The 20,626-nt window shown below is 68.5% G+C and carries 9 protein-coding genes; all 9 read left to right on the top strand.

Features of this window, described 5'->3' with window-relative positions; genetic code table 11:
• Position 1: 1 nt before the first annotated feature.
• From CVN68_RS02015 to CVN68_RS23560, 9 genes are read left to right on the top strand one after another with little or no spacing between them, the layout of a single operon-like run.
• Positions 2-424 carry a GPW/gp25 family protein gene (locus CVN68_RS02015; RefSeq protein ID WP_100280721.1) on the top strand — a complete coding sequence of 141 codons (423 nt, stop codon included), beginning with the start codon at positions 2-4 and terminating at the stop codon, positions 422-424.
• Between the two features lie 3 nt (positions 425-427).
• A complete protein-coding gene (locus CVN68_RS02010) occupies positions 428-2,698 on the top strand; it encodes a putative baseplate assembly protein (protein ID WP_100280720.1) in 2,271 nt (756 codons plus the stop codon).
• Complete coding sequence (locus CVN68_RS02005) at positions 2,695-5,385, top strand: phage tail protein (protein WP_100280719.1); 2,691 nt, start codon at positions 2,695-2,697, stop codon at positions 5,383-5,385. Before CVN68_RS02010 ends, CVN68_RS02005 begins: the two co-directional genes overlap by 4 nt.
• Positions 5,386-5,398: 13 nt before the next feature.
• A complete protein-coding gene (locus CVN68_RS02000; RefSeq protein ID WP_100280718.1) occupies positions 5,399-6,766 on the top strand; it encodes a hypothetical protein in 1,368 nt (455 codons plus the stop codon).
• Positions 6,759-7,883: a hypothetical protein gene (locus CVN68_RS01995; RefSeq protein WP_100280717.1), complete on the top strand. Its 1,125-nt coding sequence runs from the start codon at positions 6,759-6,761 to the stop codon at positions 7,881-7,883. The genes CVN68_RS02000 and CVN68_RS01995 overlap by 8 nt, the downstream gene beginning before the upstream one ends.
• Before the next feature lie 5 nt (positions 7,884-7,888).
• Positions 7,889-10,285 carry a hypothetical protein gene (locus CVN68_RS01990; RefSeq protein ID WP_100280716.1) on the top strand — a complete coding sequence of 799 codons (2,397 nt, stop codon included), beginning with the start codon at positions 7,889-7,891 and terminating at the stop codon, positions 10,283-10,285.
• A 10-nt stretch (positions 10,286-10,295) separates the two neighbouring features.
• The gene (locus CVN68_RS01985; protein ID WP_100280715.1) at positions 10,296-11,882 is read left to right on the top strand and encodes a hypothetical protein; all 1,587 of its coding nucleotides are present in this window, start codon (positions 10,296-10,298) and stop codon (positions 11,880-11,882) included.
• Entirely contained in the window at positions 11,879-19,213 is a 7,335-nt protein-coding gene (locus tag CVN68_RS01980; protein WP_100280714.1) for a polymorphic toxin type 4 domain-containing protein, read from the top strand. Before CVN68_RS01985 ends, CVN68_RS01980 begins: the two co-directional genes overlap by 4 nt.
• Positions 19,210-20,595 (top strand): SUMF1/EgtB/PvdO family nonheme iron enzyme, encoded by a 1,386-nt coding sequence (locus CVN68_RS23560; RefSeq protein WP_199560181.1) that lies wholly within the window; start codon positions 19,210-19,212, stop codon positions 20,593-20,595. The genes CVN68_RS01980 and CVN68_RS23560 overlap by 4 nt, the downstream gene beginning before the upstream one ends.
• Positions 20,596-20,626: the final 31 nt, after the last annotated feature.

Genomic DNA, 20,626 nt, shown 5'->3' with positions numbered 1-20,626 from the left:
GATGGCCAATGGCGATCCCCGGCAAATCGGCCCCCGCCCGTATCTGGGGGTCGGCTGGTCCTTCCCCGTGCGGCCGGGCGCGAGCGGGAAGCTCGATTTCGCCTTTTACGAAGACGATGTCGAACAGGCGGTCGAGATCATCCTGCGCACCTCGCCTGGCGAGCGCGTCATGAAGCCGGCTTTCGGCGCGGGCCTGCGCGACTATGTCTTCGCCGGCAATTCGGACGTCACCCATCGCCGGGTCGAGGCATCGGTGCGCCGCGCGCTCACCGATTTCGAGCCGCGGATCACGGTCGAGCGCGTCCAGGCGCGCGCCGCCGACGACGAACCCAATCTGATGGAGATCGAGATCGACTATGTCGTTCGCCGCTCCAACGCCTTCTACAACCGGGTTTTCCCCTTTTATCTCAACGGCGCGGGGTAGGTCATGCCGATCGTCTCACCCAATCTCGCGGATCTGGATTTCGCGTCGATCGAACGGATGCTGCGCGCCCGCATCCCGGTCGTCGCGCCCGATTGGACCGATCATAACGACAGCGATCCCGGCATCGCGATGATCCAGCTGTTCGCCTGGCTGTCCGAGCAGGTCGGCTATCGGCTCAACCAGGTTCCCGAGAAGAGCTATATCGAGTTCCTCAAGCTCGTCGGCGTGCGGCTGCGCCCCGCCGCGGCGGCGCGGACGTCGATGGCGTTCCTGCTCACCAAACCCGAACAGGCGAACGGCGTGCTGGTCCCCGCGGGGACCCGCATCACGGCGAAGGGCCCCGCCAACCCGCCGCCGATATTCGAGACCGACTCCCCGCTCGACGTCCTCCCGGCGCAGCTCGCGGCGATCGTCACCGCACGCGACGGGTTGCTCGACATCAACGGCACGGGCGAGACCGGCCCGACCGCGGCCGGAATCGACCCCGCGCTCTATGTCGCCGAACGTTTCTCGGTCGCCTGGGACGGCAAGACGCCAAAGCTCAAGACGATGCCGACGCAGCCGGTGCCGCTGTTCTTCAAACCCGGCGAGCAGACGCACAAGACGCTCTATCTCGCGCTCGCCTTCAACCAGTCGCGATCCGCCGGGTTCAAGGGCGCCCGCGCGACGCTCGGGCTGCAGATCGACAGCGACGAAGAGCCCGAGGTCGACGATCAGGTGCGCTGCGGCGAATCCCGGCTCGAGATCGTCAATGCCTTCGAAGCCGGGCCGCTGATCGTCGAATATGCTTATTATCGCCCCCCCGCGCCCGGCATCGCCGCCGGCAGCTGGGATCCGCTTTCGGTGATTGCGGACACCACAGACGGCTGGACGCGCTCGGGATCGGTACGCCTCGATGTGCCGATATCGATCGGGCCGGTTCCGGCGGCCGAATGGCGCCAGGTCGAGCCGGACATGCCGCACCCGCTCGTCGGCGCGCTCAAGACCCCGGTCGACGACACCCCCGCCGAGGTCCCGGTCAGCGGCTGGATTCGGATCCGCTTCGGCGTGGCGCCGCGAGTGAGCGTTCGCGCGCTCGGCTTCAACATGACGACCGCCTCCAACCTCACCACGATACGCGGCGAACGGCTGGGCCGCGGCAACGGGCGGACCGGGCAGGTCTTCTCGCTCGGCAACGCCAATGTCGCGGCGGGCACGCTGGCACTGACCACGCGCGACGAGGGCCGCAACGACGCGATCACCGCCTGGCGCGAGGTCGAGGATTTCGACAGCGCCGGACCCGACGAGACCGTCTTCGTGCTCGATGCCGAAGCGGGGGTGGTGTTGTTCGGCGACGGCGTCCGCGGCCGGCCGCCGCAAGCCGACGAGATCGTCATCGCCGCCGCCTATCGCCACGGTGGCGGGCTTGCCGGAGATGTCGACACCGGCGCGGTCAGCCAGCCGGCGGGGCTCCCGGCGACGCTCGCCGGCGCGGTCAACGTCACGCCGGCGCGCGGCGGTCGCGACGCCGAAAAACTGGAAGCCGCCAAGGCGCGTGCACCCCATGCTTTCCGCGCACGCGGACGTGCGGTTACCCAGGCCGATTTCGTCGATGCAGCGCTCGCCGCCCCGGGCGTCCGCGTCGCCCGTGCGATGGTCGTGCCGCTTCATCGACCTTTCCCCCAAGGCCATGTCGAGGCGGGACTGGACGCCCCCGGCATCGACTTCACCGCCGAGACCCCCGGCGCACTCACCGTCATCGTCGTCCCCGAACAGGACGGCCCCTATCCCATGCCGACCACCGGAGAGCTCACTGCCGTCGCGGCGCATCTCGACACGCTGCGGCTGCTGACTACCGAGGTCCATGTCACCACGCCGCAATATGTTCGGCTGTTCGATTTCGAAGTCGTCGTGCGGGCTGCCCCCGGCTACACCACGACCGCCCTGCGCGAGGCGATCGGCGCGGCGCTCGAGCGCCGCTTCCACGTGCTCACCGGCGGCCGCGACGGCGCGGGATCGGGTTTCGGCGAACTGCTCCACCACGCCGATCTGGTCGCCGAGATCTTCCGGGTGCCCGGGGTCGAACGAGTCGAGGCGGTCTCCTGCCTGTTCGATGGCCAGACCCCCGATCACGCCGAGCGCTTTCTCGCCTGGCGCCGCGAGCGCCAGGTCGCTCTGCGGCTGACCAATTGCCCGAAGAACGCGGCAGACTTCGACAGCATCGATCTCGCCGGCGATGAAGTGCCCTTCGTCGACGCGTCGAGCCTCACGGTTACCGTGGTGGACGCGCCATGACCGCGCAGGCGCTCCTCGATCGGCTGCGCCCCGGGCGCGACGCCAATGATTCGACCTGGTCGCTCGTCCGCTATCCGGCCGATTGGCGCGCCGGCGCAGCCTCGGGCCTGACATGGGACGCAGGAAACGCCGCGCTCGAACTCACGCCGATCGCCCAGCCCTCGCTCTATGCGCCCTGGCTGCCCAATGCGGCGGTCGCCGCACCCGACGGCACGCTCTACGCTGTCGATACCGATCGCGATCTCCTGCTCCAGCGGGGCCCCTGCGCGGAGGGTTTCAGCGCCGTTCCGGGGATCGGTGGTCATGGCTTCGCCACCGGCCGTTTCGATATGCCGACGGGAGTCACCGTCGACGCAGCCGGGCGCGTCTACGTCGCCGATGCCGGAAATGCGCGCGTGCAAGTGCTGCTGCCTCAGGCGGGCGCTGTGCTCGCGGTCTTGGCCGAGGGACTGGTGACGCCCGTGCACGTCGCCGTCGCGGAAGACGGGGCCATTTACGTCGCGGATCGCGGCACCGGCTCGGTGCATGTTTTCACCAGCGGTTTCGCCGCCGCCGGGGTCCATCCGCTCGCAAGCAGCGACCCATGGACCGGGGAAGACTGGACACTGCCGCCGGAAGCCGAGCCGCTCGGTATCGCCGTGCTGCCCGATGGCACGCTCGCGATATTCGATCCCGCGCGGCCCGCCTTGTGGCATATGTGCACCGACGGCACCCCGCTCGAGGCACTGGCCTGGCCGTCGGCGGGCACGCTGCCGGGCTGGGCTCCGCTCGCCGGGCGTTTCGGCGCGGAGGGCGAGATCGTCCTCGGGCCGATCGACGGCGGGGTCCACAATCTGGCCTGGCACAGGATCGCCATCGACGCCGATCTGCCGCCGGGCACCGCGCTCAGCATTCAGAGCTTCGCGTCCAACGCGAATACCGCGTCCGCGCGGATATGGTCGCCGCGCGCGCCGGTCCCGGTGGTCGCCGGCGATCTGCGCGACGGGGAAGCCGACCGTCTCATCCTGCCCGATGCCGGCGGCTGGGCATTGTCGCGCCTCGGTCGCCTCGATCGCGCCACGCCGGTGATTCACCGCTTTGGCGACGACGCGCCCGGCGGCGCCGCCGGGTTCACCCTGCCCGCCGGCGCCGCGCGGCGGCTGGCGGTCGGTGACCTCGTCGCCTTTGCCACGGCTGCGGGCGGGCGCTTCGAAGCGCGCATTACGGCGGCGAGCGACACCGCCGCGACTCTCGCCACGGGAGGCGCGTCGGCCGACTTCATCGCGCCGTCCTCCGCCCGGCTCGCGGCGCGCGATGGCATCCCGCTGCCTTATGGTCCACTCGATCTCGGCTTTCTCGACCTGGATTTCGCCGCGATCGGGCTCGGCGGCCTCAACCGCGACGGTCAGCCCGAGCCGCTCGCGCTGCCCCACGCGCTGGCGATGCTGCTCAAGCCGGGCGACGTGGTCCGGCTCGGCGCGCTGGCCTCGCGCTTCGAAGTCATTGCGCTCGACGACGCACCCGTGTCGTTCGCGCTCGATGTCGCGCTTCCCGGAGCGGCAATCGATTTTATCGGTGCCACCCTGACACTCGTGGAATCGACCGGGCGACTGGTCGTCGAGGCCGATCTACCGCACGAAGCCACGCCCCCCGGCACCCATGTCAGTCTGTTCGGCGATGTGCATATCGAGACCCCCGCGATAGCAGCCCTCGATCCGGCGAGCCGCACCATCTGGCTGACCGCTCCGCTGGCCGGCGACGTCACTGCGGCCGATTGGCGGGGCGTCCAGTTCGCCGATCCGGCGGCGACCGATCGAGGCCGGTATCTCTGGGTGCGGCTGCGGCTGATTGGGGCGACGGTCCGCCCCGCCGAGGGGGTCGGGCTGCCGGTCGAGGCGACTGCAACGCCGTCGGTGCGCGCGCTCCGCCTCATCGCTCCCCGGCCGAGCCTGCTCCATTGGCTTCCGGCGATCTTCTCGCGCCGCGATGCTGCCGAAGAGGCGCCCGGGGCGAACTTCCTCGAACGCTTCCTCACGCTGTTCGAGGGCGATCTCACGCGCATCGAGACCGCGTATGAAAGCGTGTCGCGCCTGCTCAACCCGCAAGCGGCGGATGCCGAGTGGCTGAGGTTCGTCGGCGCGTGGCTGGATCTCGCATTCGATCCGTCATGGCCGATCGAGGGACAGCGACAACTCGTCCTCGAAGGCGCAAAACTGCAGGCCGGCAGCGGCACGCCCGCCTCCTTGGCGCGCTACATCGAAATCTACACCGGCCACCCCCCCACCATCACCGAAGGTTTCCGCCAGCGTCCGTCTGACCCGATCGAGCTCGGCTTGCGCGGCGCGCTGGGCGTGGCCCCGCTCGGCGGCGCCGCGATCGACCCGGTCAATTTCGCGCATCGCTTCACTGTCTCGGTGCGGCTGGCGGAGGACCGCGACCGCGCCGCCGCGCGCGCCACCGTCAGGCGGATCGTCGAGACGATGAAGCCCGCGCACACCAGCGTCGCGATCGATTTCGGCCGCGGCGCCGCCGGCGGCATCGGCGTCGACGGCGCGATCGGCGACATCGTCATTCCAGGCCCGGAAGCAAGTGATCCGTGCGCCTGCGATCCCGCAGTCGAGCGCGCTCGCGGTCTTCCATTCCCCGGCCATCTCGCCGCCGGGTTCCAGATCGGCGGCACGATCGCCGCGTCACGTCATTCAGGTTGAGGAGGGCAGGGTCATGAGCAGGTGGCAGGAGTTGCAGACGCGAAGCCGCGGCGACGACGCCCGGTGCGGCCTCCCGGCGGGGTTTTTCCGGCTGCGCTATTTCCACGGCAAGCAGATGCGGCTCGCCGATTATGTCGATGAGCAGCGCTACCACGCCGGCAAGATGCGCTTCCACAACGAGCGGCTCCACGGGGCTGGTATATTGTGCGGGCTGGGCGTGTCTTTGCTCGATCCCGACGGCGTCGCATTGCGGGTGGCGCGCGGCGCGGCACTCGACGATTGCGGACGCGAGATCGTCGTGGGCCACGACCAGTGCGTCGATGTCGACGCCTGGTATCGCGCGCAGAAGAAACTGCCGCGTCGCGACGAGGACAATCCCTGTCACCCCGACAAGGAGAACCGCGTCCGCATCTGCGTCGTCATCCGCTACGCCGAATGCTCGGGTGCGCCCGAGCCCGCGCCCCGGAACCCCTGCGTAGCCACATCGGGCTGCGGCTGCGGCGGCAGTTGTGGATGCGGCGGCGGATCGGGGCCGGCGGCCTGCCCGGATCCCTGCGGCGTCGGCGCCGAATTCGGCCGCGTGACCGAAGAGTTCGAGCTGCGCCTGATGTTCCATCCGGAAGCGCGGCGGCTGACCGAACACCGCTTGTTCCCCAACGCGGATGCGATCGACCAGGCCGTGCTCGACGCCTCGGGCGGGATCGGGCTGCTGACTGCGCTCGCGGCGCCGATCCGCACCGGCTGCCCGGGATCGGACGAGGGCTGGCTGCTGCTCGCCTGCTTCAGCGCGGTGGTTGAGGGCGAGGACGACGAGGCGAAAATCGTCCGGGTGGACGACATAGATCTCGAATGCGCCTCGCAGGTGCTGCTCTCGACCGAGGTCATCCAGTATCTGCTGGCCAGCCTCTACGCCGAGATCGATCCGAGCATCGGCGGCCCCGAGATTATCCAGATCGCCCTGCGGCGGCTGGACGAGGCGCGTTACCAGGTGATGCTCAGCCTGAGCGCGCCGATCGACCGCGCCTCGCTCGACGAAAGCGCCAATTTCGATCTGCGGCGGCTGAACAAGACCGGCTGGGATCGCCCCGAGAACAATGTCGTCAGTGCCGAGTATCATCAGAAGATGACCGACCGGTACCCGATTGACGGGCCAGCGATCTACCTGACCATCGACAATAGCGACGGCTTCCTTGCTGCGGACGCGCGCTACCAATTGTTTACGCCGCGCGATGCCGATCCGGTGGTTGACCCACAGCTCCGCCAGCTGCGTCCGCGCGACTTGGCGTGGCGCTTCCGGCTCTGCACCGATGCCGACAGCGGTGATCTCGTCGCCCACCCGATTCATGGCCACGCGCATTCCGAGGGGAAGTCCGATGCCTGAGGCCACCCAGCCCGGCGCAGCCGACGCCACGGGATCCTCCGCCGACGCCGCAGCGAAGCTCATCGCCGCGATGGCGATGGCGAAGCGCGGCGGTGCGCTCTTCGCCGGGCTGAGCATAGGGGGGCTGCGGCTGCTCGCACCGGCTTTCGCAGCCTATGCCGGAACCCAGCAGTCCCCGAACGACAACGACGACGACGATCCGCCCAAGGACGCGGACGGCAATCCCCGGCTCACCCGCCGCGAGAACGCCGCGATCAGCGCCGCCGCGGCCAAGGCGATGCTCGAGTTGATCGAGATCACTTCGGTAACCGATCCGATCATGCCCAACGCGACGCCGTATATGGCTTATAATGACGGCGTCTTCCGCGCGCCGCATCTCAGCCATCTGCTTTCGCTGGTCTCGGCCTCGAACCGGGTGTTCACCCGCGACAAGGGGGCCAGCGACGACGCCGAGGAAGCGCAAGCGTCCGCCACGGCGCCCGGCGTCGCCTATCTCGCCGTCGCGCCCGGCGAATATGCCCCCACCTCAGGCTCCCTCACCCCCATTGCGATCAGGAGATCCGCCATGCGAGAACGCACCTATAACGCGCCGCAGCTGGCGATGCTCGCGCACAGCTCGAACGGCTTCGAAACCGCCCCTGCGAGCACCGGATCGACCGGGAGCCTCAATTACAACGCACAGGCCTATGCCGCCCGCGGCGGCGCATTGCGCAAATATGACGCCGGTGGCGGCTGCGGTTGCCGGTCCGGCAGCTGTGCCACGTCCGGCGGGGGCTGCGGCTGCGCTTCCTGTGGCGGCCATGCGGACTACCAATTCTCGCCCGCCCGGCGCGATGCCGACGGCAAGTGCGTCTCGGTCCTGAAGATATCGTGCGACACCGGCTGGCGCGTACGCGAATGCCTCAAGATCTCGATTTGCGAACTGCTACGCTGCGTCGGCGACGAAGTCTGCGACAACGGGCAATTCGCCGCCAATCCGGACCTCAAGGGCTGCCTCGAGGGCTTTGTCTGCACTTTGCTCACCTGCCTTCCCGAGGCGATCTGCCCGACGCCGCCGCAGGTGAACTGCCATCCGGCGCTGCTGCCGGACGACTGCAACTACGCGTCGGGGAGGTAATCGCCATGAAGACGGTAACCCAGGATTTCACGCCCTGTGTCCCAGGCGCGTTCGACGGCGGGCTTTCACGCACCGCTTATTATGACGGCATGGTGCTCGCCGCCGACGATCTGCTGCGCGAACAGAAATACTGGCGGATCAAGCGCAAGCTGACCAACCGCGCGCTCGGCAACGGCATCGTCTGGGGGCTGGGCCTCGATTGGGATCCCAAGCTCGCCCGCTTCACTGTCTGCCCCGGCTATGGCCTGAGCTGCTGCGGCGACGATCTGATCGTCGAATGCCCCGAATTCGTGACCGAGCGCCAGCTGATCGACCCGTGCAGCGAAGCCTTTCGCAGCCTGGTCAGCAAAGGCCTCGATCCCTGCTGCGACGACCGCCGTCCCGATGCCCCGGTCGAAGCGGCTTTGCTGCTCGAATATGTCGAATGCCCCGAAGACCCCCGCCGCGTCTACGAAGACCCCTGCGCGCAGGCGCCCAAGGGCTGCCGCTACGGCGCAGTGCGTGAGACGGTGCGGCTGACCCTCATACCGCCGCCGCACAAGCCCGATTGCGGGCCGATCCCCGGCTTCCTCAAAACGCTCGCCGAGGTCCGCGCCGAGCTGGAAAAGACCGGAGTGGCGATGCCGGATCCGATGGCGACTCCGGCCGATCCCTCGACCGAAGTCAGCCTCACCGCGATCGGTGCTGACGGGGCCACCACCGAGGGCGACAGCAGCAAGCTGAAGGTGAAGCAGGGGGAATCCATCAAGCTCGGCGCCGGTACCGCGGCGAACCCCGCGCGGCTGCGCGTCGGCATCACTCCGCCCCCCGGCTATTTCTGCGCCAAGGCCACTTTCAAGGGCGTCGACGCGCCGGTGGTCGACTCGTTGATGGGCTGGTCCGGCGAAATCGACCTGACCGCAGCAGGCGCCAATGACCGCACCGCCATCCTCGACTTCCTGCCGTTCATCGGCGGCGGAACGAGCTACCACGTGCTCTATTCCTTCACCCCCGGTGCCGCGAATGGAGCACCGGAGCTCACCATCGCCGCGACCGAAGTCGAGACGCGCGACGCCCCCGAGGACTGCGCCTCGCTGCTGCGCAAAGGGATTCTCTGTTCGGGCGATGCGATCGGAACGCTTCGCACGCTGGCGCTGGCGACGCTCTACGGCTGGGTCGCCGGCGCGCTGGCCCCCGCCACTTGCCGCGGATCGATCCAGCCGGGAGAAGCGCCCGCCGAGCCCGATCCCATGCGCGTCTCGCTGGCGTGGACGATCTGCTGGATGGCATGGAAATCGCTGTTCGGGATCGACATGGACGACGCGCGCGCGCGCGGGTTGCAAGCCTGCCTGCGCCGTCTGTTCGCGGACTGGTGCGATGGCTTCCATTATAAGGGCCCGCATTGCTGCGAAAATGCGCACGGGATCATTCTCGGCAGTGTCCAGGTCTCACCCAAGGGCAAGATCCTGTGCTTCGACGAATGGGCCTATCGCCGTCACGTGCTGACCGGGCCGCTGCTGACGCATTGGGGCAGCCAGTTCGGCCTCGCCCCCCTCGATGTCGTCGCCGGGCGATTTGCCAGCTGGATCTGCTGCGTCGCGGGCGTGCGCCTGCCCGAGCGCGCCACCGACCAGTCGACGACCAACGGTGTGGCCATGCCGGTGGGGGCTGCAATGCTCTCGGTCGGTCAGCAACTGCCCGAGGGCGCCGTCGTCAACGGCATGACGATCGGCGCGCGCCGCGAGGTCGGCGCGGCCGATTTCATGCAGAACATGGCGCGCGCATTCTCGCAGGACAAAGCTGCCGAGGGTGCGACCGAAGCGATGGTGATCGCGTCGAAACAGCTCGACATGGCCCTTGTCGTGCCAGTCGCCAGCCGTCAGGTCGCCTCGGTCGAAGCCCAGAATGGCGTCGATACCGAACTCGCCGCGGTCAAAGCGGCGATGCCCGCGATGGCGCGCCAGCCCATGGTCGACTATGTCGCCAGACTTGCCGACGAGCTGCCGCTCACGGCGCTCAAGCCCGCGACCGACAGTCCGTTGTTCGCGCCGATGGTCGCCGCGCTGAGCCGTGCCGAGATCAACTCGATTGGTGAGTTGGTTGCCGCGGGGCCGGAAGCGGCAGTGGCCAAGGCGCGCGCCGATCTGGTCGATCTGCCCGCCTTCGCCGACCCGCCCAGCGTCGATCGCGCGATGGCACTGGTCTACGACCGGGCGACCAAAACGCTCGCCAGCGCGGGCAAGGTGATCGCCGACGAGGCCAAGGCCCGCACGCCCGACGAGGCCTTTACGCGCGCCGAACTGCCCGACGTCGCCAGCAAGGTCCAGCATGCGCTGAAGCCGATGTTGAAGCAGGGTCAGCCGGCGTCCCTAGCGATGCTGCGCACGGTCGCCGCCAAGGCCGTCACGTCAGCGCCCGGCTGAGCCGCGGCCGGTGTCCGGGATCCGTGTCGACCGGCTCGAGCTCCGGCTGAAGACGCCGGAGCGGCTGCGCGACCGGTCTCCCCAGCTGCAGACGCTGACCGAGGCCGAGTTCGTCCCTGCGGTGCTGCGCGCCATGCACCGGCGGCTGCGAGCGCGTTATGGCGAACACGCCGTCATCCGCATCCGCCATCTGCGCTTCGACTGTCGTCTGCGGCTGGATGCTCTCGCCGACCTGCGCATGGCCGAGACCATCGGCGACGACCTCGCCGCCAGCATCGCCGCGACGGTGACCCGCGAGCATGGCAGCGGTGCCCTGCCCTCGCCCCACGCCGAAGCGCAGATCTATGTCGACGCCGCGCATGCCACTGCCGCCGGCCTGATCGCTGCCGCCGAACGCCGCACCGGCCCGCGCGGCCGCATCGAGCCCTTCGACACGCTGTGGCAGGCGGTGCGCGACGAGGCGCCGGCCGAAGTGGCGCGGGTATTGGCCCGGTGCCGTTCGGCGGCCAAGCTGGCACCGGTGCTCGCGCGGCTGGAATTGCCGGCGCTGATCGCGCTCGAAAAGCGGATCGCGTCGGCGCCCGCGGCAGTGAGGGTCGCAATCAAGGCGGCGCGCATCGAGCGGTCCCGGACAAAGGCGCGCGCAGGTCCCCGTGCCAGCGAAGCACCGGCGGAGACGCAGCCGGGGCCGCGCCCGCACGACGCCGCCAAAGCCGCTCCGATCGCTAACGTGGAAGCGGAACCAGCTCCCGAAGCGCCGTCCGCCGCTCCGATCGAGGGCAAACCTCCTCCGCAGAAACTCTCCGCCGCGCAGCCTATCGATCGATGGCACGCGCCGCTTGCGAGGACCGAGATGCCGGCCGCCGATCCAGCCCCGCGCCCGCAAGTCGCACCGCCTGACAGAGAGGTGCTTGCGACGCCTGACCAGCATGTGGACGCATCTCCCGCTCCGATTGATGCGCCTCCGGACCCGGAACCGGCCGATGAGCAAGAGGCGATCGACATCGCCATTCCCGCCGATTGGTGTGGGCTGCTATACCTCGTCAACATCAGCCAGAAGCTCGATTTTGCCGAGCGTCTCTGGCAGGTCGGGATCGACGAGGGTGTCGCGCTCTCGGCGATGCTGCGCGTCCTGGCGGGCGGCGGCGAGGATCCCGTCACGCGTGTCCTCTCATTGACTTTCCCCGATGCACCGCCGCCGCTCGCCGCGCCTCCGGAATGGGCACGCGACGAACTGATCGACGGCCTCACCGCCGCCGCCGCGTCGCTGGTCGCCCGAACGCTCGATCGCCCGGGGCTCGAAGCGCGCATCGCCGCCATCGCGGCGTGGTTCGCGGCGGATGGGTTCGCCGGCTGGGCGGCGGCCTGTCACCTCGCTGTGTTCGAAGCGATGACCGGCGATCCCGTTGTGCCGGGCGCGCTCGCCGATCACTTCCGGCGTCAGGGGCTGATCGAAGTCGAGGACGAGGTGATCCGGATCGTGCAGCCCCTCGAGGCGATCGATCTCGGCGTACGCCTCGCCGGGCTCGACGCCGATCCGGGCTGGCTCGCCTGGCTGGGGAAGTCGCTGGTCTTCGACTTCGAAGGTGCGGCGTGACTCGTTTTGCCCAGGCGCAACGGCAGGATCTTGCCACTCCCGCGCCGGTCCCGGCCGCCGTTCCGCGCCGAGACCGCGACGCGGACGATGCCGGCGCCTACGCGGCTGCGGACCGCAGCGAAGACGCGCTGACCGAAATCGCCGAGATCCTCCAGCGAATGTTGTACGGCGCCGGAGGCACGACTTTCGACGACGCCTATCCGGGAAGTGGCGGACCGGCGCCCGATCAAGTCGCCGCAGACGGGACAGACCCGGGCACCGCTCCCGCCGAACCCGGCAGCGAACAAGCCCCCCAACCCGCCGATGCGACCAAAACCGTGCCGCCGGCCAATTCCGACGCCGCCCGCCTCGCCGACCCCAACGCGCCCGCGCCCGCCGCTCCGAAAGTCGAGCCGGTCCCGATCGCCAAGGGTGATGCAGTCGTGCCTGGCTCCGCCCTCCCGCCCGTCGCGCCGTTGGCGGAACCCGTCAAGCCGCCGGCGCCGCCCATCCCGGCGCCTCCGGTCGCCGACGTCGGCGCTTCGCCCAAGGCGATCGTCCAGCGCTGGCAGGGGGGCGTCGCGGCCGCGGGCGGGAGCCTGCCCAAGCCGAAAGTCGCGGTCCCCGACGACGCCAAGGCCGCTGCAACCACCGGCACCGACGCCGCGACGAAGCGCAACACCGCCGCCCGCGACGGCCTGACCGACGAAGCCAAGGCCAATCTGCCGACGGAAGATCCCAAGGTCGAGGATCCCCCGCCCCCACCGCCCAACAATCCGATTCCCGAGCAGACGGCCAAAATCATCGAATTGTCGGGGCTGCGGCTCGACCCGCAGGACCTTCCCGGCCTCGTGCGCTCCGAGCACGTCTCCATCCCCGGCGAGAGCGCAACGCCGGGCACCGAGTTCACCGTCGGCGGCGAGCTGCCGCGGATGACCGAGAAGCCCGTCGCCGCCGACCTGTTCCAGATCCTCACCACCCCCGGCGCGGCCGAGATCGCCAAGCTCGATCCGGGTGCAACCGGTGAGGACGGCAAACTCACGTCCGAGGCCCAGCGCATGACCGATGCGCTGACGCAATTGGCCAGCACCGAGACCAAGGAAGAGAAAGCGGGCAAAGGCGAGCCGGTTCACTTCATCGACAAGGGCCCAAAGCCGATGAAGCCGCTGCCGCCGGGACTGGCAGCGCCGGTTGGCAAGGTCGTCGCGCGGCTGCTCGCCGAGGCGGACGAGACCGCGGCCAAGGTCCTCGATTCGCTGCGCGAACAGGCATTCGGCGGCGGCGTGCTCAAAAAGGAATTTCCCCAGATCGGCGCGACGATGGCGGGTGAGCTCAAGCCCGCCGTCGACACCGAACTTCGCGACATCGCCACCGCCGCGGGCGTCTCCGCCGATGCGCTTGCCGGCATGGTGACCGAACGCCAGGCCGAACTCGAGGCCAGCGCCGCCAAGGCAGCAGAAGAGGCCAAGACCACCGGCGACAAGGCTGCGGAAACCGTCGCCGGCGAAGGCCAGAAGACGATGGACGCGGTCGCCGGCGCCGCGGACGCGGCCGAAGAGGAGATGCTGCGCCGCCAGGAGGCGGCGGGCGGCGCCGCGGATCCGACGGTGATCAACGCCCGGCGCGATCGCTCGATCGGCTGGATCAAGGAGCACGTCACCACCCAGACCACCAATTATCAAAAAGCCGGCGAGAATCGCGAACGCGAGCTCAACGACGCGAAGCGCCAGCAGACCGACGCTTACAAGGCGCTCGTCCAGCGCGAACAATTCCAGGTCCTCGCCCCGCAACCGACCCGGGCGCCCCGCGACCTTACCGACAAACCGCGCGAGGCCCGGCTTGCCGATGCCACCGTCACCATCCGCACCTGGGGCGACACCCAGATCACCGCCTTGGCCGAGGCCATCCGGCTGCTGGTCGCGGCGGCGGGCAAGCAGACCAGCAAGAATCGCAAGGCGATCGAGGGAGCCGGCACCACGGCGATCGAGGCGGCGAATGTCTGGGCCGAGGACAAGGTGCTCGCCGGGCAGGGCTGGTGGACGCGCTTCGTCGCGCGCATCAAGCGCTGGATCGGCGAGGCGAAAAGCCTCAACACCGAATGGAAGGTCCGCCGCACCGAGGAGAATCGCGATGCGGTCGCGCAGGATCTCGTCTTCATCGGCAAAATTCAGGAGCAGCTGGCCAACGGCACCACGAAGGATGAGCTGCTCAAGAGCGAGCAACTGAGCGCCGCCCAGAAAGCGGTCATCACCCAGTTCTTCGATGTCGGCGGTGACAAGGATCCGCTCAACTTCGCCGTCGTCCGGCTGCGCGCGACGATCGCATCCTCGCATCTGCCGGCGGCGCGAAAGGCGTTCGAGGCCGAGCTGACCGCGATGCCCGTCAGCTATGGCCAGTTCGATCTGGTCGAACAACTCGAGCGCGTCGCCAACGGCGACGGCGGCGGCTTCAGCGCCGCGACGATCGCGATCGAGTGCCACGCCGCGATGGACCAGATCGGTACCGACGAGGACAAGATCTTCGGAGCTTTGCGCGGATTGACCGGGCTGCGCGGCGCCATCGTCCGCAAAGCCTATCGCGCCAAGTTCGACAGCGATCTCGACGCCGATCTCGAGGACGAACTGAGCGGCGACGAGCACGAGCGCGCGAAGGCCGAACTGGCGGGCGAGACCAATCGTGCCGACGCGGTAGCCCTGCACGACGCGATCGCCGGCATCGGCACCAACGAAAAAGCCATCATGGAAACGCTGCGCAACAAGACGCCGGCGGAACTCGAGGCGATCCGTGCCGAATATCTGGCGGCCTATGGCGAGACGCTCGACGCCGCGCTCAAGGGCGACCTCGACGAAGGCAACGAGATCGACCAGGCCGACGCGCTGCTCAGCGGCGATACCGACAAGGCGGACGCGATCCAGCTCGACGATGCAATGCGCGGCGGCTTCCTCGGGCTCGGCACGTCCGAGGAAGATATCGAAAAGGTTTATACGCGCGTCCGCGAGGAAGTGCAGACGCGCGCCCGGGCGGAGCATTGGACCTCCGCGCAAATGGAGGCCGAGGTGCGCCGCCGCCTCGGCAAGATCTCGTCCAACTTCGAGGACCGTTACAAGAACGTCGATCAATATAAGGAGGGGACCGGCGGCACCGCGCTCGAGCGGGCCTTCTCGACCGAGCTCGAGGGACCCGAGCTCGATCTCGCCAACGCGCTGCAGAAGAACGACATGGTCGCCGCCGACGCCGCCCGGATCGAGGTCGAGCGCCAAGGCTTCTACGCTTCCGACGAGAAGCTCGTGAAGGTCATGCGCTCGCAATATGACCGTGCGCTCGACGCCCGACGGCTCGATGAAGGTCCCGCGCGCGATATGGTCATCGCCCGCGAAATGGAGGGATGGCGCGCGCAAAGGCCCCAGCTCTCCGAAGACGAACTTTCGCGCAAGCGGATCGCGCTCGAGCGCAAGATGAACGCCGAGATCGAGGCCGGCGCCAAGGTCGACGCCAAGGCTTCCACCGAAGCGCTGACCAAGGTCTACGAGAAGAAATACCGCCCCTCGCTTGCTTACGAGCTGTCGTTCAACATGTCGGGCAGCGATCACGACGCGGCGCAGGCGCTACTCAAGAATGGTGGCTGGCTGTCGCCAATCGAGGAAGTCGAGTTCGCCACCAAGGGCGACGGCACCGACGAAGACCAGCTCAAGAAGACCTTCTCGACTCTCACCAAGGCCGAGATCGATGCGATGCGCATCGTCTGGAACAAGAAGCACCCCGACGAAGATTTCGACGAGATGCTCCGCGGCGAACTTTCCGGCCGCGACGAAGTCGACGTCATGGATATGGTCGAGCACGGCGCGCCGGAATCGGCGAAGGAGCAGCTCGCGCAGGAAGATCGCCGGGTCAATCACGAGCTGGACGAGCTGACCGGCGTGCTGGGCGGCGCCGCGGCCGGCAAGGAAGCCGACTGGATGCGCTATCAGCAGAAGAAGCTCGCCGAGCTCGGCCCCAAGCTCGATCGGACCGACTGGCCCGAGACCGAGGCAGGGCAACGCGAGCGCGAGGCGCTTGCCGGTGAAGTGCAGATGCGCGTCGACCGCACGCGCGAGGCAGTGGAGGATCATCGCCGCCGCATCGACAGCGTCACCGACAGCGTCACCATGGTCGTCGGCGTCGTCATTGCGGTCGTCGCCGGCGTCTTCTCGGGCGGCACGCTCACTGCGCTGATCATCACGTCGCTGATCTCGACCGCGGCGTCGATGGTCACCAAGGCACTGATCAAGGGCGGCGCCTATGGCGGCGAGGAAATCGGCGTCGATCTCGCGATCGGCGCGGTCGATCTGCTGACGCTCAAACTCGGCGACAAATTGGTCAAACCGATCAAGGCGCTGATGAACAAGATCCCCTTCGGCAAGGTCGCCTCGGCGGTCGGCAAGTCGGGCGTCGCGCAAAAGGCGCTGCGCCTGCCCGGCGCGGCCAAGCTCGGGAGCCTTGCCGGCAAGGCAGTGCCGAAACTCGCACGCGGGGTCGAGCGCTTCGCCGGCGACAGCCTCGACAGCGCGGCGGGCGCGCTGTCGACCACCGCTGCCGGGCTCGCGCTCAACGATGCCACGTGGAAGGGCGATCCTCTCGCCAATTTCCTCGAGGGCGGCGGTATGTCGATCCTCCAGGCAGTCGCGATGGGCCATCTGCTCAAGCCCGTGATCGGCGGCCTGCGCGGCCATGTCGACACCATGCGCACCGAAGCGCGGATGCGCACCGACGTGGGCCGGCAGGCGGAGGCGCATGCCGTGCTGAGCGCCGCCTATGAGCGCTTCCGGCAGGAAAACCCCTTCGCCAGCACCAGCGAATTCCTGATGCATCCCGAAGGCCGCCGGGTCAGCGCCGAGATCGCCGAGCGCGGGCTGCTGCCGACGATCGAGAGCGTCAACAAGCGCATCGCGGCCGACGCCGAACTGCGCGCCGCCGCAGTCAAGGCCGATGCCGATGCGGCGACGGGCACTCCGCTCAGCCCGGCCGAAGCCAAGGCCAAGGCGCGCGCCGAGACGCTCACTGCGGCGCTGCCGGCCAAGCAGCGCGAGGGCACGACGATCGTCGCGGACACGAAGATCGAAGGCCGCGGTGTCCATGTCACGCCGGTGACGGTGGACGGACGCATCGTCGGCGTCGAAGTTCGCGTCGGGCCCGACGCCACGCCGCTCGACGTCGCCTTGCATGCCGGCACGGTCCATGCGGTGCAGAAATATACCGGCACGATGGGCCGGCTGCGGACAGTGATCGAGAATGCGGGGGCGATGGTCTCGCGCTCGGGACTGAAGGTCGGCTCGAAGGGCTGGGAGGCGCGGCTCGAGCTCGCCAAGCTACCGGGAATCATGGCGGCGAAGTTCGAAGGCGTCGGCGCGCATCCGCTCACCCCCGACGTCGAGGCGCGCCTGCTCGCCGACCTCGCCGGGCTGGACGCGCAGATCGAGCGCCACCGTGCCGTCCTCGACGACCCGGCGCAGCGCCGCGAGCAGGGCCGCGGCTACATCGCCGCCGAGGATGCCGACGCGGTTCTCCGCGAGGCCGCCAAGGTCGAGACCGACATCAAGCGCCTCGGCAAGCGGATGAACAACCAGGGCGACATCACCGAGCGCGGCGTGCTGGACCTCGAAACCAAGTTGAAGGCCGCGAGGAAGCTGATCAAGCAGTCGCGCAAACAGTACCTATCGGACGGCGAGCGCGCGGCGCTGCTGGACAAGGTCGGCAAGATGCTCGCGGAAGCGGAGGAGACTTTCCACCTCGCGCCGGGAACGCTCGCCGACCACCTCACCATCCGGCCATCCCCCGAGGTCAAGGAACTGCTCGCCAGGCCGGTTGAGTCCAGCGGCGCGCCCACGCCGTCTCCGCCGGCCAAGCCGCCCGGTCCGAATCCGGACGGCGACGCGCTTCGCGACCGCCTGAAGGCACCCGACGAGCGCGGCCCGCGCAAGCTGATCGAGAAAATCGCCAACGCCAGTAACGATCCGAAAGCAGCCGCCGACGCGCAAAAGGCGCTCAACAAGATGTCCAGTGCGCCCGCGGATGCCACGGTCGTCAACATCACCCAGGCCGAGATCGACCGAGCCTATTACGCCAAGCTCGAGGGCCCACCGCATGGCAGCAAGCGCTATACGGTCACGGTCAACGGGCTCGAGATGACCGTCTATCGGTCCGCCGACCCCAAGGACAAATCCAAGCCCACCCCTCCGGTCAAGTTCGAGGCGGTCATTCCGCGGCGCGATGGGCCGCCCGTCGTCTACCAGTTCGGCAATGGCGAATTGCGGGTCTGGCTTGTGAAATCCGACAGCACGTCCGCCCCTGACGTGCTGCGCCAGGAAACCCTCATCGGCCCGCGGAAGGATCGCGCGGGTTTCGAGGACCAGCAATATTCACACCGCGAGGGGAAGCTCTTCGGGTCGAAGACCGAACGCGCCCATGCGCATGGCGCGGGGCTCGGTGTGGAAAGCCCGTTCGGCATCGGCCCCAATCCGCGCGATGTGAACCAGATCCTGCAGAATAAGGGGATCGAGCATTACATGCGCGAGTTGCGCGATCTGCTGGCGGAATCGAAAGGCATTGAGTTGCTTTACGAGACAAGTGTCGAGTTCGCGCCGTTATCGATGCGGCAGAGCCGCATCGTCTATCGCATCGACATGGTCATCGAAGGCAAGCGCATACCCTTCGCCGAGTTCGACATCGACATCGAGACCGGCGTGGTTCAGGCCCCGAGGGCCAAGGACAAGGCCGGGGATACGACCGGGCAGACCAAACCGGACGGCGATCCGCCGGCAGCGGGAAAGAAAGCGGCCGAAACCGCCGATCCGAAGACCGGCAAAAAGCCGGACGAGATTCCCGAGGGGCCCAGGAAATTAGCCACCAAAGGCATCGAGACCGAAGGCATCGCGCAACGGCGCCAGGGACATGAGTTCGAAGCGCTGTTCGACTTGATCTACAACCATCTCGATCGGCCGGAGGTGATCGAGCTGGGACTGCCGCGCCAATCGGGCAAATCCAAACTGATCGAGCGAATCGATGCGCTAAATTCCCCCGCCGAGGTCACGGCGGCATTCGCCGGCGATCCCGGCGTTTCTTTCCATCCGCCCGCCAAGACGGACAGCTTCGATGCCACGACCTGGGCACTTGGCCTGCAGGCGAGGCTCGACGGCACCCTGCCCACGCACTTCATTATCGTCGACCTCGATCCCGCCCTCAATTTGACCAAGGACCAGCGCAAGGCCTTGACCAGGGAAGTGAAGAAGCTGCCTTGGGAAGTCCAGCGGCGCGTGATCGTCATCCGCCGGGCCCAGCAGAAGCCCCCCAAGGTCAAGAAGGCGAAGAAGCCGTGAGCACGCGCATGACGACGACCTTCGCGCTGGCCCCTGAAACGACGCCCGACGCAGTCGCGATGCTGGCCGAGGCGGCAGGCTATGCGCCGGACGGTGCCACCGACCTGTCGGGCGACGGGCTGCCCGACCGCGCGGTCTGGACGCGCGGCGGCGGCCGGCTGACCTACGCACGCGACATGGCGACCGGACTGCAGACGCTGGTGATCGAGGGGGAAACACCCGCCGGTTGGCCCGCCGCACTCCCACTGATCGATGAAGCGACGATCGAAACCCTCCTGTCGTCGAACGACGAAGCGCAGCTCCTCGCCGGCCTGCAGGCAGCGGCGATCACTGGCGCCACTGCGCTCGCCCCGCTGGTCGCCGCGCGCGTCGCGACGCTCGACCCGGCACTGGCCGATTATGTGCTGGCCTTTGCCGCCGCGCAGCCGGCTGCAGCCCGGCCCGGAACCGTCATAAAGCCCTTTCCCACATCCGGCGGCAGGCAGGAGAAGCTGCAACTGCTACGCTGGCTCGGCGCGGAAGGGCCTGGCGACAATGACGGCATCGGCACCGCGATGGTCGCCGGCGGCCTCGAGGATAGCGACTGGGAAGTGCGGGCAACGGCGATGCTCGTCGCTGCACGGATCGCCGCGGTCCCGCTGGTCGGCGCCATCGCGCGGCTCGCATTGCCCGAGAGCGACGAGGATGGCGTCGTCCGGCGCGAACGCTCGGCACTGCTTGCACTCCGCGATGCCGCCCTCGCCCGCCTCGGCGCCCCGCGCGATCGTCCGCTGCCGCCGGGCGTGGCGGAGGCGCTCTGTGGCGATTACGCCGCCCTGCCCGCGGATCTCCGGGCGTTTGTCCACGCCCTCGTCGAACCGGTCCCGACGCAATTCGAGCAGCCGGCCGTTCCCGGTGTCGTCTGGACCGAGACCGGGCCGCGACGCATCGATGGCCGCCTGCTGGCATGGGTGCCGCGGGCCCCGCATTGGCTCGGCGACGATAGTCTCGTCGACGGGCCAGATAACCCCTCTCGCCAAATAAACCCGCCGCGGGGCTTCCTGATCGACGCCGAACCCGCGGGCGAAGCAACACTGGTCGAAGCGCGCGCCAGAGCTCGGGCGACAGGAACGCGGCTGCCAACCTCCGACGAATGGGAGATGGCGGCGCGCGGCCCCGACGGCCGCCGCTTCCCTTGGGGCATGAATGCCCGGGTGCCCGTCGATCTGTCGCCCTGGGGCATGGCGGGCATCGTCGGCGGCAAAGGCGAATGGGTGGAAGGCCTGGCACCGGTCGGTCACGGAATCGTCGCCGGTAGGCGTCGGCTGCCGGTCGTCGCGCATCGGACCGTCGCTTCCGACGAAACGACGCATCTATTTCGCTTCGCTTATGACATAATTTGATGTAATCTTGCACAAGAGCCGAAGTATCTAA

It is taken from the genome of Sphingomonas psychrotolerans, from assembly GCF_002796605.1.
Lineage (GTDB): Bacteria > Pseudomonadota > Alphaproteobacteria > Sphingomonadales > Sphingomonadaceae > Sphingomonas > Sphingomonas psychrotolerans.
This window is presented reverse-complemented; position numbering and strand designations above follow the sequence as displayed.